Consider the following 14,851-nt stretch of genomic DNA (forward strand, 5'->3'; position numbering starts at 1 on the left):
TGCCGGTGCCGTTGCCTCGGTAGAGGTGTAGGTCCTTGGTGGTGGTGTTGCGGGCGATGATGTCGGCTTTGCCGTCGCCGGTGAAGTCGCCGGGGCTGAAGATGATGTCGAAGGCGGACCAGTTGTGGCCGAACGCCTCGCCGGTTCCCGATTGGAAGCCGCCGCTGCCGTTGCCACGGTAGAGGTGCAGATCCTTGGTCGTGGCATTACGGGCGATCACATCGGCTTTGCCGTCACCGCTGAAGTCACGACCCCCGCCGCCCGCAACGTACGGCCAGATGGTGTTGACGATGATCTGGGCGTCACCCGCCTGCGGCTGATAACGCTCGGGATATGCCGACACCTGCACGGCCTGACATACCTGGCCGATCTGCGCCGTCATCCAGGTGTTGTTCGGATACTTCGACAGCATCTTGTTGAGGAAGGCGTTCGTCGCCCAGGTGGGATTGAGCCGCTGTGCCACGGTGCCCCACGACGCACGCTGCTGGAACAGGCCGAGGCTGTCGTGATCGAGTTCCTCGGCGATGTTGTCGATGCTCGACTCGACGATCGTCGTCGCGATGGCGATGACCGCGGCCCGCGAGTGCAACCCCCGGTCGTGCACCGCCTCGATCACCTTTCGCGCGCAGGAGACCCGGTACGCCGACATGTATCCCCGCATCTTGGCCGTCAGCTTGCCGTTGAGCTGCGTCGCGAGCGCGGAATCGGTCGGTGTCGTGCCCGAGGAGTCACAGGCCGCGAGGGCACGGGCCGTGGAGACGTCGCCGGCCCTCCTGGTGCCATCCGGATCGGGGTCGGCCATGGCGGCGGTCGGTGCGATCAGGGAGGTGACCGCGGTGACGGCCAAGGCCAGACCGGCGAGCCGCACGGCACCCGCCCGTGAGCCAGGTTGAACAACGCGCATCGGAGTTCCTTGTCTCGAGACCATTACGGCTGAGACAGGACACTCCCGGATGGCGGTACAAAACGCCTTCAGAAACTCTGTAAAGGCACTTCGTTCACCGATGCTCGGCCGCCGGCGAAGGCGAAGGCGAAGGCGACGGCGACGGCGACGGCGACGGCGACGGCGACGGGGATGGTCAGGGCAGGTGGCGTTCCAGGGACTCGAGCTTGCTCGTCATCCCGTCGGTGACCCCCTCGCGCAGGTCGGCCTTGAGCACCAGGCTGACTCGGGGCGCCACCTTCGCCACCGCGTCGACGGCCCGCTTGACGACCGCCATCACCTCGTCCCACTCGCCTTCGACGGTGGTGAACATGGCGTCGGTCCGGTTGGGCAGACCGCTGTCGCGCACGACCTGGACGGCGCGGGCCACCGGCTCGGCGACCCCTTCGCCGACGCCCAGCGGAGTGATGGAGAATGCGACGATCATGGGTGCCCCCTCGCGGCTCGGGGCACGGCCCATCCGCGCCCGCGGACTCGGCCGGGTGCCGCTCGCGGCCCGAGCTCGGCGGGGAGGACGGCGCTCACCGGCGTGAATGATCCTAGCGAGCGCCCAGGAAGCGAAAAGCCACGGCACCCGCAGTGCCGTGGCTAGCGCGGAAAGTCAGACGTGCTCATGCTCCTCTTCGTCCTCGTCACTCGGGCCGTCGGAGGGCTCGACACCCAGCACGGCCTCACGTGGCTCGATCTCGTCGATGTGGTCCACCAACTGCAGCACGTGGTCGGGCTCGATCAGCCACTGCAGCGCGGACGCGCCGGTCTCGTCGGAGGTGACGAGCTCGGCCTGCTCGGCCCGCTCCTCCTCCGTGAGCTCGGCGTCGGGATGCCGGATCTCGGCCAGCGCGGCGGCCTGCAGCGCATCGACATCGAGCACCTCGACGGTCAGTTCGACCGTCAGGCGTAGGAATTTCTCGTTATCGCTCATGGCGACGATGCTAGGGCAGCTTCCACTCGACAGGAGCCGCGCCCTGCTGAACGAGCAGCTCATTTGCCCTGCTGAACGGCCGGGAGCCGAAGAAGCCGTTGCGCGCCGAGAGGGGGGAGGGGTGCGCCGACTCGACGCGCGGCACCCGACCCAGCATCGGGGCGAGGTTGCGGGCGTCGCGGCCCCACAGGATGGCGACCATCGGCTTGTCGCGGGCCACCAGCGCGCGGATGGCCTGCTCGGTGACCTCTTCCCAGCCCTTGCCGCGGTGTGAGGCGGGCTTGCCGGGCATGACGGTCAGCACCCTGTTGAGCAGCAGCACGCCCTGGTCGGCCCACGGAGTCAGGTCGCCGTTGGCGGGCCGCGGCAGGCCGAGGTCGGTCTCCATCTCCTTGTAGATGTTGACCAGGCTGCCGGGCAGCGGCCGCACGTCGGCGGCGACCGAGAAGGACAGCCCGATGGGGTGCCCGGGCGTCGGGTAGGGGTCCTGCCCGACGATCAGCACCTTGACGTCGTCGAAGGGCTGGTTGAAGGCGCGCAGCACGTGGGCTCCCGCCGGGAGGTACTGCCTGCCTTCGGTGATCTCCTTGCGGAGGAACTCGCCCATCTGGGAGATCCGCTCGGCGACGGGCTCCAGCGCGTGGGCCCATCCGGCTTCGACGACTTCGTTCAGGGGACGACCGGCCATGACTGTTGAGCCTATCCAGGTCTGGTACGGCCCGTGCCCGAAACCTGGACGCTGGGCCGTACCAGAATGATCACGACGGGCGCCCGTGCCCCCGCGGGTGTACGGGCGCCCGCCATCGGCGGAGCTACTTCACGGAGCCGGCCATCATGCCCTGCACGAAGTAGCGCTGGAAGGCGAAGAAGAGGACCAGCGGGATGATCAGCGACATGAAGGCGCCGGAGGACAGGATGTCCACGTTGGAGCCGAACTGCCGCATCTGAGACTGGAGCGCCTTGGTCATCGGCTGGCTGCCGGGGTTGGCGAAGACCAGCGCGATGAGCATGTCGTTCCACACCCAGAGGAACTGGAAGATGCCGAGCGACGCGATCGCCGGCTTGCCCAGCGGGAACACCACGGAGGCGAAGATCTTCCACTCCGAGGCGCCGTCCATCCGCGCGGCCTCCAGCAGCGAGGCTGGGATGCCGACGAAGAAGTTACGGAGCAGGAAGATCGCGAAGGGCAGTCCGAACGCCACGTGGAACAGGACCACGCCGGGAATCGAGCCGAAGATTCCGATGCCGCCGTAGAAGCTGGCGATCGGGATCAGCGCGATCTGGATCGGCACGATCAGCAGCCCGACCACGACGAGGAAGAGCGTGTCACGGCCCGGGAACTCCATCCACGCGAACGCGTAGGCGGCCATGGCGGCGATGCCGATCACCAGGATCGTGGTCGGCACCGTGATGGCCACGGTGTTCCAGAAGGACGCCGTGAAGCCACTGGCCAGCAGGTTGGAGTAGTTCTCGATGGTGAGCTCGGCGGGCTTGGTGAAGATCGTCCACCAGCCCTCGGCGCTGTTGACCTGCACGCTGCGCAGCGAGACGACCAGCAGGCCGAGCGTCGGCACCAGCCAGAACAACCCGAGCAGCACCATCACGACCTGGACCACGCCGCTGCCGAGGCGGTCGACGATCCGGCCGGCCAGACTTCTGGGCGGAGCCCCCGCCTCCAGGCCGACGGGCGCCGGGGCGCTTACGGTCGTCATGCGTTCTCCCTCCTGAACCGGCGGATGTTCATGATCATGAAGGGGAGCACCAGGATCAGCAGGAAGATCGCCAGGGCGCTGCCCAGGCCCTGGTTGTTCCCGCCGCCGAACGACACCCGCCACATCTCCAGCGCGACCACGTTCGCCTCTGGCTGGACGGACGACGGCGCGATGATGAAGACCAGGTCGAAGACCTTCAAGGTATTGATGATCATCGTCACGAAGACGACGAGCAGCACCGGTGACAGCAGGGGCACGGTGATCCGCCTGAACACCTGCCACTCCGTGGCACCGTCGATGCGGGCGGCCTCCAGGGCGTCACGCGGGATGGCCGCGAGCCCGGCCGCGATCAGCACCATGGCGAACCCGGCCCACACCCAGACGAACGCGCCGATGATCGCCGGTGTGATCAGCGTCGGGCCGAGCCAGGTCAGACCGTTGTACGAGGCCTGGAAGTTCGACTCCGGCAGCCGTAGGACGTAGGAGCCGGCGGGCAGCCCGGCGAAGCGGAACGAGCCGTCCTCGGCGGTCGTGGCGGTGCCGGCCACCCGGCCGTCCATGACCGCCTCCACGGTCATGCCGGGCAGGCCCTTCTCGCCGTCGTCGATGGCGTTGTTGGTGCCGCCGCCTCCCGCGGTGAAGTCGAACCACACCGTTCCGGACAGCGTGTCGCCGCCGGCAGGGGGCTTGGCGGGCTGGGCGTCACTCGGCATGATCCCCGGCTTGACGCCGACGATGGGGATCAGGACGGGCTGGCCCGGCTGCGCGGCCTGCTTGGTGATGGCCCCGCCGCCCTGGGCCGTGACGGGCGATTCGTCGCCCTCACGGGGACGGGCCTCCGGGTAGCCCTGGGAGGAGGAGAACGTGTCGTGCACGGTGGTCAGGACGGCGTTGGCGATGCCCTTGTCCGGGTCCTCCTCGTAGACGAGGCGGAAGATCACGCCGGCGGCCATCAGCGAGACGGCCATCGGCATGAACACGATCAGCTTGAACGCGGTCGACCACCTGATGCGCTCGGTCAGCACCGCGAAGATCAGACCCAGCGTGGTGACCACGATGGGCGCCGCGACCACCCAGATCAGGTTGTTGCGGATCGTGGTGAGCATGCCTTCGTCGGAGAAGATGGTGGCGTAGTTGCCGAGCCCGACGAATCCGGTGCCGGCGGAGTCGAAGAGGCTCCGGTAGATCGAGTAAACGATGGGGTAGACCACCCAGACTCCCAGCAACACCGCCGCCGGGAGAAGGAAGGCGATGGCGAGCGCCGGTGAGGGGCCGAGGCGTCGTAGTGGTTTCTTGCTGCTGCGGGGGGTGTCAGCCGGTCCGGCGGGAGACCCGCCCGAGACTCGCTCGGACGGGTCCTGCGGGCCGTTGAACCGTTCGGTCACGGCCATACCTCTTACTTCCAGGCCTTCTTGGCTTCGGCCTCGAGCGCGTCCTGCGCGCCCTTGATGTCGCTCGGGTCGCGCAGGAAGTCCTGCAGGACCTTCCACTCGCCCTTGCCGTCGGTGCCGCCGAAGGCGCTCGGCGCGAGGTCGGACATGTCGTAGCGGACGGCGTCACCGGCCGAGACGATGGTCTGGCCGAGCGCCTTGGTCAGCGGGTCGGGGTAGTTGTCGGGGGAGACGTTCTTGTTCGGGGACAGGTAGCCGGGGAGCTTGGCCCAGATCTCGCCGCCCTCCTTGGAGGCGAGGAACTGCAGCAGCTCCATGGCGCCGGGGGAGTCCTTCATCGCCACCGCGACGTCGCCGCCGAGCACGACCGGGGAGGTGTCGCCGGCCTTCGGGAACGGGAAGTACTTGGCCTCCTCGCCGACCTTGGCGCCTTCCTGGACGGCGGTGACCGCCACGAAGTCGGCCTCGATGACCATGGCCGCCTTCTTCTGGCCGTAGACCTTGCTCACACAGGTCGGGAAGTCCGTCTGCAGCGCGCCGTCGGCGACGAACTCCTTCTTGCCCGCGATCTGCGCGATCTTCTCCAGCGCGGTGGCCACGCTGGGGTCCGTCCACGGGATCTCGTGCTTGGAGAGCTGGTCGTACTTCTCCGGGCCGGCCGTCGAGAGGTAGACGTTCTCGAACAGGTCGGTCAGGGTCCAGCCGGAGGCGCCACAGAAGGAGAAGGGCGGGGTGCCGGAGTCGGCGACGGTCTGAGCGGCCTTGAGCAGCTCGTCCCAGTTGGTCGGCGGCTGCACGCCGGCGTCCTCGAACGCCTGCGAGCGGTACCAGACCAGCGACTTGTGCGCCGCCTTGATGAGCACGCCGTACACCTGGCCGCCCGCGGAGCCGAGCTCCTTCCAGTAGGGGGTGTAGTTGGTGTCGATCTCCTTGGTCACGCCCTCGGTCAGCGGCTTGAGCGCCTTCTGGTCGGCGTACTGCTGGACCAGGCCGGGCTGGGGCAGGATCGCCACGTCGGGCGGGCTGCCGGCCTGGATGCGCGGGCCGAGGTAGGCGCCGGTGTCCTCACCGGTGGAGGCGTAGGTCACCTGCGCGCCGGTCTTGTCGGAGAAGGCCTTGAGCACCTTCTCGAAGTTGGCCTGCTCGTCACCGGTCCACTTGGCCGCCACTTCGAGCTTGACACCCTCCAACGTCTTGGCACCAGCCGCGGGGGCGGAGCTCGACGCGGTGGGCTCGCTGGTCGTCGGCGCGTTGCCGCACGCGGCCACGGCTACCGCGAGCCCCGCGAGGATGGCTGCTGCTCTGGCGTTTCGCATTAGTGCCTCACTGGGTTCTGATGATCTCTTCGAGTTCGGATTTCAGCGAGACCGCCATGTCGCCGGCGGACTCGCTGTAGGGAGGGCTGAGCGCCTTGGTGACCGAGCTGGCGATGACCAGGCTCAGTTGGTTGTAGTTGGCGCTCGCCGGCCGCGGCTTGGCGGCGAGGATGCTCTCCTTGAGCACGGGCAGGTAGGGGAAGCGCTTGATCAGCTCAGGATCGTCGTAGAGCTCGGACCACACCGGAGGGAAGGAACCTTCGGTGAGGACCCGGCGCTGGTTCTCCAGGCCCGTGAAGTAGCGGATGAACTCCTGTGCGGTGTGCTGGTGCTTGGAGGAGGCGCTGACGGCCAGGTTGATCCCGCCCAGCGAGCTGGAGCCGGGACCGTCGAGGCCGGGCAGCCTCGTGACCGCGAACTTGTCGCCGAGCTTGGCCTTGGCCGGGCCGTACGCGTGCGGCCAGTTGCGGACGAACGCCAGCCGGCCCTCCTGGAAGGCCAGGCGTGACTCCTCCTCCTTGTAGCTCAGCGACTCCTTGGGAATCCAGCCTTCGCGCAGCCCCTGCTGCAGGAAGGCCAGCGCCGTCGCCGCCTTGGCGGGGTCGAGGGTCACTCGGGTGCCGTCGGGGCTGACGACCTGCCCGCCCGCTGACTGCACGGCTTCGGAGAAGTTGACCGTCAACCCCTCGTAGGCGAGGAACTGTCCGGCGTACCCGTCAATATCGTGCTTTTTTGTGACTTCTTGTGCTGCCGTGCGAAGTTCCGCCCAGGTGCGAGGCGGCTTCTTGATGAGGTCGGTGCGGTAGTACAACAGGCCCGCGTTGCTCGTGTACGGCACCGCCCACAACTTGCCCTTGTAGACCGCGGTGTCCACGACGGGCGGCAGGAACCTGTCGAGCGGGAAGAGCCCGCGCTCCAGGGGGATGATCCAGCCGTTCTCCGCGAACTCCGCCGTCTGCACCACGTCAAGCCCGAGCACGTCGTAGCGACTGCTTCGAGCCTGGAGATTGGCCACCATCTGCGCGCGCTGCTCGTCGGCGGCCTCGGGCAGCTCCAGGAGCGTCACCTTCTCGGCCGGGTGGGCCTGGTTCCAGCGATCCAGCAGGGGTTGCAGGTACGCCGTGGTGTCGCGCCCGGTGGCGAACGTGATCGGGCCTGTTCCGCCCGTTCCGGTGTCGTCACCGCCCTCGTCGCCCGTAACCGCGCAACCGGCCGCCAGTAGGACGGACAGCACGATCGGTAGCGAGCGACGCACGCTGTTACCTCCATGTTTCAGCGATTACATACGTGTTAGGTAGATGCATTCATGTTATGCACAGAGGTAATCTGGTGGTCAACGGATTGCTTCGTAACGCTCACGTAACAGAACAGGGAGGTGAGGCGGTGCGGCCGCACCTGCTGGCGCTCCTGGCAAAAGAGCCTGCCCATGGATACGAGCTGAAACAGGCGCTCGAGCAGACCTTCGGCAGCGCCTATCCGTCTCCCAACATCGGACAGATCTATGTGACGCTCGGCAGGCTGGAGAAGGACGGACTGATCAGAGCCGTCGACGTCGAGCAGTCCAACCGGCCCAACAAGAAGGTCTACTACCTGACGGCCAAGGGGCGCGACGCGCTCACCGCGTGGGTCGACGAGCCCACCGAGGGCCCGAGGGTCCGCGACGAGTTCTTCATGAAGCTCGTGCTGGCCCCGCTCACCGGCATCGCCGACCGCATGGCGTTGATCAGCCGGCAGCGCCGACACTATCTTTCGCTCATGCGCGACCTCAATGACCTCCTGGTTCACATCGAGCCCGGCGATCGAGTGGCGATTCTGCTCATCGAAGGTGCCATGCTGCATCTGCAAGCCGATCTCGACTGGCTGGAGCGGTGTCAGGAGGATCTCGCATGAACCCGGTAGTGAAGACGGTCAGCCTGGTCAAGATCTACTCCGGTGGAGCCGTCCCCGTGCCGGCCGTACGCGGGGTGGATCTGCAGGTGGAGCCGGGAGAGTTCGTCGCGATCATGGGTCCGTCGGGGTCGGGCAAGTCGACCCTCGTGCACATGCTCGGCGGTCTCGACGCCCGCACCAGCGGCGAGATCTGGCTCGACGACCAGCGCGTCGACACGCTCTCCGAGAGCGCCTGGGCGCTGCTGCGGCGCAAGAAGATCGGATTCATGTTCCAGTTCTTCAACCTGGTCGCCAACATGACGGTGGCCGACAACGTGGAGTTACCCGCGCTGCTGGCCGGCGTCTCGCCCAAGGACGCCCGCGAGCGCCGCGAGCACCTGCTGGGCGCCCTCAACCTCTCCGAACGCGCCGACGCCGCTCCGGGCCAGTTGTCGGGCGGCGAGCAGCAGCGGGTCGCGCTGGCCCGCGCGCTGGCCAACCAGCCGAGCGTGCTGCTGACCGACGAGCCCACGGGCAACCTCGACAGCCGCAACACCCGCGACGTGCTGCGCCTGCTCAGCGACGTGCACAAGGAAGGCCAGACGATCATCATGGTCACCCACGACGCCCGGGTGGCGAGCCTGGCCGACCGCCTGGTGTCCCTGTTCGACGGCGAGATCGTCGACGACGGCCGCATCGCGCGCCGGCGTACGGGCACGGCCGGCGCGGTGATCGACCTCAGATGAGCTGTGGCGAGATGAGCGGGTGAGATGAGCACAGCGCTGGCCGGTGGCCGGTGGATCAGAGCCGACCTGCGGGCCAGGAAGGGCCAGGCGACCCTCACCGTGCTCGCCGTGGCCGGGATCGTGGCCGCCCTCATCACCGCCGTCACCCTGCTCGAGGACGGCACCAATCCGTGGCGCAACCTGTCGGCCCAGACCGACGGCGCCCACGTGTGGCTCTACACCAAGGACAGCCCTCAGGTCGCCGTGGGCGAGATCGACGGCGTGACCGACACCGCGGGGCCCTACCGCTCGGCGCCCGTCACCGTCGCCCAGGACGGCAAGAAGGAGCCCGCGTCGTTGCGCGCGATGTCCGCCGCGCGCCCGCTGGTGGCCCACCCGGTGGTGGCCGAGGGCCGCTGGCTCGACTCGACCCAGCTCGACGGCGTGGTGGTCGAGCGGTCGTTCGCCAGCTCGCTGCGGCTGCGGGTCGGCGCGCCGTTCACGATCATCGCGCTGAGCGGAGAGCGCCACACGCTGTACGTGCGCGGCATCGCCGACTCCGCCGAGCAGGGCTTCTACCCCGAGTGGACGCCCGGCCTGGCCTGGGTGCTGCCGACCATGCTGGAGCGGATCGAGCCCATGCTCGGCCGCAGCGAGTGGGTGACCGGCCTGCGCCTGGCCGACCCCGACTCGGCCCAGCTCGTCTCGCAGCGCGTGGTCGTCATGCTGGAGGACCAACTGCAGCGGGTCTACACCTGGCGCGAGGTCCGGGCCGCGATGGAGCTGGACAACCGGCTGCTCGGCACGCTGCTGGCGCTGTTCGGCGTGGTCGGCCTGGTGGCCGCCGCGCTCGCGCTGGCCAACGCCGCCGGCGGGCGGGTGCTCGGTCAGCTACGCGACCTGGCCACGCTCAAGTCGCTGGGATTCACCGGGGGCCAGGTCGCCCTGCTGCTCCTGGTCGAGCACGGCGCGCTCGGCCTGCTCGGCGTCGGGATCGGCACGCTGGCCGGCTGGGGGGTGGCGGTGGCCTTCCTCGGCGTCTCGGTGCCGCCGATGCCCATGCTGGCCATCGTGGCGGGCACCGCGCTGGTCGTGCTGGCCGCGGTGGGCGTGCCCGCGTGGCGCGGCGGACGCACCCCGCCCATCCCGGACGCCCCGGTGGCGCCACCCCGGGGCCACCTGTCCAGGATGGCCCGGCTCGCCCTCCTCGTACGCCTCCCGCCCGCCCTGGTCCTCGGCACCCGCGACGCCTTCACCAGGCGGGTGCCCGCGTTCCTGACCGTGTTCGGGCTGGCCGTGCCGATGATGATGATCACGATCGGCCTGGGCGTCTGGTCCACGCTCGACGGCTTCCTGAGCCATCCCGAGCAGGTCGGCCAGCACGCGTCGCTGTACGTCAAGCCCGGCAAGCTGGATCCGGCCGAGGCCAGGCGCGTCGCCGTGGAGGATCCCGACGTGCGCGCCGTCTACCCGGGCACCGACGTCAACGCCCTGGCTCCCGGAGAGGCCCGTTCGGTACGGGTCCGGGCGCTCGGCACCACGGGCGAGCCCTACCCGTTCCCGGTGGTCGAGGGCCGGATGTACGGCCGGCCAGGCGAGGCGGTCGCCGGGCAGGGGCTGCTCGACCTGCTCGGCCTGAAGATCGGCGACCGGGTGCGGCTGACCGTGGGCGGTTCGCCGCTGATCGTGCGCATCGTCGGCCGGACCGTCGAGCCCGACCTCGACGGCGAGGTGCTGTCCGTGGGCCTCGACAGCCTGGCGGCCAAGGACTCGGTGCCGCCCGAGCACTACGCGCTGGCGCTGCGCCCCGGAGCCGACCCCGGCGAGGTGCGGGCCAGGCTACTGGCCGAGTCGGCCGAGAGCCTGGAGGTGCAGCGGGTGGTCAACCCCGCCGACCGGCTGGCGGTGATCCGGGTGGTGATCGTGGCGCTGATCGTGGTGCTGGCGCTGATCGGCCTGGCCAACCTGCTCACGGCCAGTGCCCTGGGGCTGCGTGACCACGCGCTGGACCTGGCGGTGCTCAAGGCGATGGGGCTGACGCCGCGGCAGGTGATGGCGACGCTCGTGACCGGCACCGGGCTGCTCGTCGTGCTGGGCGTCGCGGCGGGCACGGCCGCCGGGGTCTCCATGGTGACCGGCCTGATCGATCTGCAGGGGCACACGAGCGGGGTGGGCGCCGGCATCGGCCGGGCGCCCTCGGCGCTGACACTGACGCTCGCCGTGCTGGCGGCGGTGGGCGCGGCACTGACGGTGGCGCTCATCCCGGCCCGCCGCGCCGCCCGCGCCCAGGTGCCTGTCACGGCCCGCTGAACCGGGCGAGGGCACCACATGCGAAAGCGTCCGGCACGGTTTTCGCCGTGCCGGACGCGCGGACGCTCAGGGCTTGAGCGCGAACCAGTAGAAGCCGTGACCCGGCAGCGTGAGCAGGTAGGGCAGCTCACCGATCACCGGGAACCGCACCCCGCCCCGCGCCTCGACCGGCGTCATGCCGGTGAACCGGCGCAGGTCGAGCTCCACCGGCTGGGGATACTTCGACAGGTTGTTGACGCAGAGCATCAGGTCGTCGCCCTCCTCACGGATGTAGGTGAGGACCGCGGAGTTGGACGACCACATCTCGGTGTAGGCGCCGGTGCCGAACACCGGGTGGTTGCGGCGGATCTCCAGCATCCGGCGGGTGAAGTGGAGCAGTGAGCCGCTGTTGCGCTGCTGGGCCTCGACGTTGACCGCCTGGTAGCCGTAGATCGGGTCCATGACGGCGGGCAGGTAGAGGCGGCCGGGGTCGGCGGCCGAGAAGCCGGCGTTGCGGTCGGGGCTCCACTGCATCGGCGTGCGCACCGCGTCGCGGTCCTCGAGCCAGATGTTGTCGCCCATGCCGATCTCGTCGCCGTAGTACATGACCGGCGATCCGGGCAGGCTCAGCAGCAGGGCGGTGAACAGCTCGATCCGGTCGCGGTCGTTGTCGAGCAGGGGCGCGAGGCGGCGGCGGATGCCCAGGTAGGCACGCATCCGCGGATCCTGGGCGTACTCGTTGTGCATGTAGTCGCGCTCTTCCTCGGTCACCGTCTCGAGCGTGAGCTCGTCGTGGTTGCGGAGGAAGATGCCCCACTGCGCCGAGTCGGGCAGCTTGGGAGTGCGCGACATGATCTCCGAGATGGGTTCGCGCGTCTCCTTCTTGACCGCCATGTAGATGCGCGGCATCAGCGGGAAGTGGAAGGCCATGTGGCACTCGTCGCCGCCCACGGTGGGGTCGCCGAAGTACTCGACCACGTCCTCGGGCCACCCGTTGGCCTCGGCCAGGAGCACCCGGTCGGGGTAGAGCCGGTCGACCTCGGCGCGGATCTTCTTCAGGTAGGCGTGCGTCTCGGGCAGGCCGGAGCAGGCCGTGCCCTCCCGCTCGAACAGGTAGGGCACCGCGTCCAGCCGGAACCCGTCGATGCCGAGGTCGAGCCAGAACCTCAGGACCTCCAGCATCGCCTCCTGCACGGCCGGGTTGTCGTAGTTGAGGTCGGGCTGGTGGTGGAAGAAGCGATGCCAGTACCACTGCTTGCGCACCGGGTCGTAGGTCCAGTTGGACTCCTCCGCCCCGATGAAGATGATCGGCGCGTCAGGGTAGCCGGTGGGCTCGTCGGCCCACACGTAGAAGTCGCCGTACGGCCCCTCGGGGTCGTGACGGGAGGCCTGGAACCAGGGATGCCGGTCGCTTGTGTGGTTCATCACCAGGTCGGTGATGATCCGCAGGCCTCGCTCGTGGGCGGCTTCGATCAGCTGGATGAAGTCCGAGAGATCTCCGAAGTCAGGAAGGATCTTCATGTAGTCGGAGATGTCGTAGCCACCGTCGCGCAGCGGCGACTCGTACAACGGGAGCAGCCACAGGCAGTCGACCCCGAGCCATTCCAGGTAGCCCAGCTTCTCGATGAGACCGCGAAGGTCTCCGGTGCCGTCGCCGTTGGAGTCCTTGAACCCGCGGACGAGAACCTCGTAGAACACCGCCCGCTTGTACCAAGAGGGATCCTCCGAGACGAACGCCTCGGAAATCGGCTCCGGCGATGGGGATGCGTTGATCATATGTCGCTCACAGAAGGAGATGTGGGCAGGACGAAGTCACCGGTTCCCCGGCGTTTGCTTTCTGGTGACCGCGCCGCCTGAGGTCGTCATCCCTGCGAACCTCATGCCCTTGACGAGACCGGATTTGTGATCCAGTGCCCGCTTGTGCGGCGCTTACGGGCCGAACACTACCAGCCCGTCGGCTTTCCGGAACCGCTATTGCTGTGCAGCCCTTAATACCCAGGAGATCACTGCGTAACCGCGTTGTTACCCGCAGTTCATTTCAGAACGGCGGAGACAGCTCATCCAGGTCGTTCTCGAAGTCATTCAGCCACAACCCGAACAACACCAACCCACGCACCCAGAAACGGTCGTTCCAGCCACGGAAACGGGTAAGCGCGTCGGGGCCGCCGCCGATCACCTCGTGCAACTCCTCCGACAGCAGCGACGGCACCCGTTCGGCCACGGTGCTCAGCATGCGGTGCGAGTAGGCGCGCGCCGGAGCGGCGGCCGAGCGCAGCGGGACCCGCCGCAGCGGCTGCTTGACGACATTCGTGGACGGCAGCGCGGCGACCCGTGGGTTGGCCGCGTGGAGCAGCTCACGGTAGAAGCGGCCCTGGTCCTTACGGCTCACGCCCACCGACAGCGCCGCGTCGAAGAAGTCGGGGTGGATGAACGGCGCCGCGAACGACGCCTCGGGGCCGACCAGGTTGACCGCCGAGCGGGCGATGCCGCGCACGGTGCGGGTGTGCAGGACCGACAGCGGCAGCTCGGCCCGGTGGCCGTGGAGCATCGAGGTGGCGGCGCCGAACTGCTCCCTGACGGCCTCCTCGATCCAGGCCGCCGCCCGGGGCGACAGGAACGGCCGCGACGGGGCGCCGAGGCTCAGCGAGCCGAGCACGGCCGCCGACCGCTCGGCCTGCGACGTGGCCTCCAGCGCGGCTCCGCTGACCATGAAGTTCTTCAGCAGCGGCCCGCCCGCGAGCCCGTCGACCAGCATCCGCCCCGAGCCGTGCACCTCCTGGGCGAACGGTGCGTACCAGGCGTGGTGCGGCGTCAGGTATTCGAGCCTGCGCGCCACCTCCATCGCGTCGCCGGGATAGGCGGCCGGGTCCTGCGTGATCACCCGGTGCTCGACGCCCAGCTCGCGGGTGATCGCCCTGGCGAACGCGATGTCGGTGTCGGTGCCGTCGTCGGGGCTGGTGGTCCACGACTCGACGTCGGCGCCCCTGGCCACGGCGACCGAGCAGAGCAGCCGGGAGTCGTAGCCGCCGCTGACCGGCACGAGCAGCCGCCGCCCGTCGTAGTCCTTGTAGACGTCGTGCAGGATCTCCAGCAGCTCGCCGGCCGTGGTCCACGCCTCGTAGGGCTCGCGCCGCAGCCACCGTGGCAGCCTGCGCTCCGTGGCCAGTGCCCCCCGCTCGTACATCAGCGCGCTCGACCCCGGCAGCCGCTTGACCTGGGAGTAGGGGGTGGCGTCGCCGAGCGGGAAGGTCACCTGGATGATCGAGGCCCAGGCCGCCCAGTCGAGCTCGATCGGGACCAGCGACAGCAGCGGCTGGATCAGGGACGAGAAGTAGACCGCGTCGCCCAGGCGTACGTAATAGACGTCGACCAGGCCGAGCGCGCCGGCGTGCAGCGTGACGCGCTCGCCGTCGCCGATCAGCCCCGGTGTCTCGTAGGTCTCGGCGACCGACATCCAGTCGCCGAGCGCCAGCGGCCGGCGCTCGCCCCAGGAGAACGCGAACGCGCCGTCGGCGCGGTGGTAGGGCGGCAGCGGCGCCGAGCTGAACAGCGCGGCCTCGGCCGTCTGCAGGGCGGGACGGACCCGAGGCCCGGCTCCCGTCAGCTTGCCGAGGACGACGGAGTCGACCCGGCCGAAAGCGCCGCAGACGTAGGGCCGCACGTTGAACTGCACCGGAATCTCAT

13 protein-coding genes are annotated in these 14,851 nt (G+C 68.9%); 3 read left to right on the forward strand and 10 right to left on the reverse strand.

Annotated features, from left to right (window positions below; genetic code table 11):
- The 8 genes from IEY82_RS39280 to IEY82_RS21995 all read right to left on the reverse strand — a co-directional run.
- Positions 1 to 904 (reverse strand): FG-GAP repeat domain-containing protein (locus IEY82_RS39280; protein WP_229697640.1); only part of this gene is annotated, 904 nt, incomplete at its 3' end.
- A 175-nt stretch (positions 905 to 1,079) separates the two neighbouring features.
- A complete protein-coding gene (locus tag IEY82_RS21965; RefSeq protein WP_189126073.1) occupies positions 1,080 to 1,370 on the reverse strand; it encodes an MTH1187 family thiamine-binding protein in 291 nt (96 codons plus the stop codon).
- Between the two features lie 174 nt (positions 1,371 to 1,544).
- Positions 1,545 to 1,865 (reverse strand): hypothetical protein, encoded by a 321-nt coding sequence (locus IEY82_RS21970; RefSeq protein WP_189126074.1) that lies wholly within the window; start codon positions 1,863 to 1,865, stop codon positions 1,545 to 1,547.
- A gap of 10 nt (positions 1,866 to 1,875) precedes the next feature.
- Positions 1,876 to 2,553 (reverse strand): uracil-DNA glycosylase, encoded by a 678-nt coding sequence (locus tag IEY82_RS21975; protein WP_189126075.1) that lies wholly within the window; start codon positions 2,551 to 2,553, stop codon positions 1,876 to 1,878.
- A 124-nt stretch (positions 2,554 to 2,677) separates the two neighbouring features.
- On the reverse strand, positions 2,678 to 3,577 hold the full coding sequence (locus tag IEY82_RS21980; RefSeq protein ID WP_189126076.1) for a carbohydrate ABC transporter permease: 900 nt from the start codon (positions 3,575 to 3,577) through the stop codon (positions 2,678 to 2,680).
- A complete protein-coding gene (locus tag IEY82_RS21985; RefSeq protein ID WP_189126077.1) occupies positions 3,574 to 4,968 on the reverse strand; it encodes an ABC transporter permease in 1,395 nt (464 codons plus the stop codon). The genes IEY82_RS21980 and IEY82_RS21985 overlap by 4 nt, the downstream gene beginning before the upstream one ends.
- A 5-nt stretch (positions 4,969 to 4,973) precedes the next feature.
- A complete protein-coding gene (locus IEY82_RS21990) occupies positions 4,974 to 6,284 on the reverse strand; it encodes an ABC transporter substrate-binding protein (RefSeq protein WP_189126078.1) in 1,311 nt (436 codons plus the stop codon).
- A 7-nt stretch (positions 6,285 to 6,291) separates the two neighbouring features.
- Positions 6,292 to 7,539, reverse strand: a complete 1,248-nt coding sequence (locus IEY82_RS21995; protein WP_225263523.1) for an ABC transporter substrate-binding protein — start codon at positions 7,537 to 7,539, stop codon at positions 6,292 to 6,294.
- Positions 7,540 to 7,667: 128 nt separating this feature from the next.
- On the opposite strand from IEY82_RS21995, the gene IEY82_RS22000 reads away from it, so the two are divergent.
- From IEY82_RS22000 to IEY82_RS22010, 3 genes are read left to right on the forward strand one after another with little or no spacing between them, the layout of a single operon-like run.
- Positions 7,668 to 8,174: a PadR family transcriptional regulator gene (locus IEY82_RS22000; protein WP_189126079.1), complete on the forward strand. Its 507-nt coding sequence runs from the start codon at positions 7,668 to 7,670 to the stop codon at positions 8,172 to 8,174.
- Positions 8,171 to 8,899, forward strand: a complete 729-nt coding sequence (locus IEY82_RS22005) for an ABC transporter ATP-binding protein (RefSeq protein WP_189126080.1) — start codon at positions 8,171 to 8,173, stop codon at positions 8,897 to 8,899. Before IEY82_RS22000 ends, IEY82_RS22005 begins: the two co-directional genes overlap by 4 nt.
- A 24-nt stretch (positions 8,900 to 8,923) precedes the next feature.
- Positions 8,924 to 11,188, forward strand: a complete 2,265-nt coding sequence (locus tag IEY82_RS22010; protein WP_189126081.1) for an ABC transporter permease — start codon at positions 8,924 to 8,926, stop codon at positions 11,186 to 11,188.
- Positions 11,189 to 11,254: 66 nt separating this feature from the next.
- Here IEY82_RS22010 and treS read toward each other — a convergent pair whose 3' ends face one another.
- Both treS and IEY82_RS22020 read right to left on the reverse strand, forming a co-directional pair.
- On the reverse strand, positions 11,255 to 12,943 hold the full coding sequence (gene treS / locus IEY82_RS22015; protein WP_189126082.1) for a maltose alpha-D-glucosyltransferase: 1,689 nt from the start codon (positions 12,941 to 12,943) through the stop codon (positions 11,255 to 11,257).
- Positions 12,944 to 13,205: 262 nt separating this feature from the next.
- Positions 13,206 to 14,840: an asparagine synthetase B family protein gene (locus IEY82_RS22020; RefSeq protein WP_189126083.1), complete on the reverse strand. Its 1,635-nt coding sequence runs from the start codon at positions 14,838 to 14,840 to the stop codon at positions 13,206 to 13,208.
- Between the last annotated feature and the right edge of the window lie 11 nt (positions 14,841 to 14,851).

The sequence above is a fragment of the Nonomuraea cavernae genome (assembly GCF_014646355.1).
Taxonomy (GTDB): Bacteria; Actinomycetota; Actinomycetes; order Streptosporangiales; family Streptosporangiaceae; genus Nonomuraea; species Nonomuraea cavernae.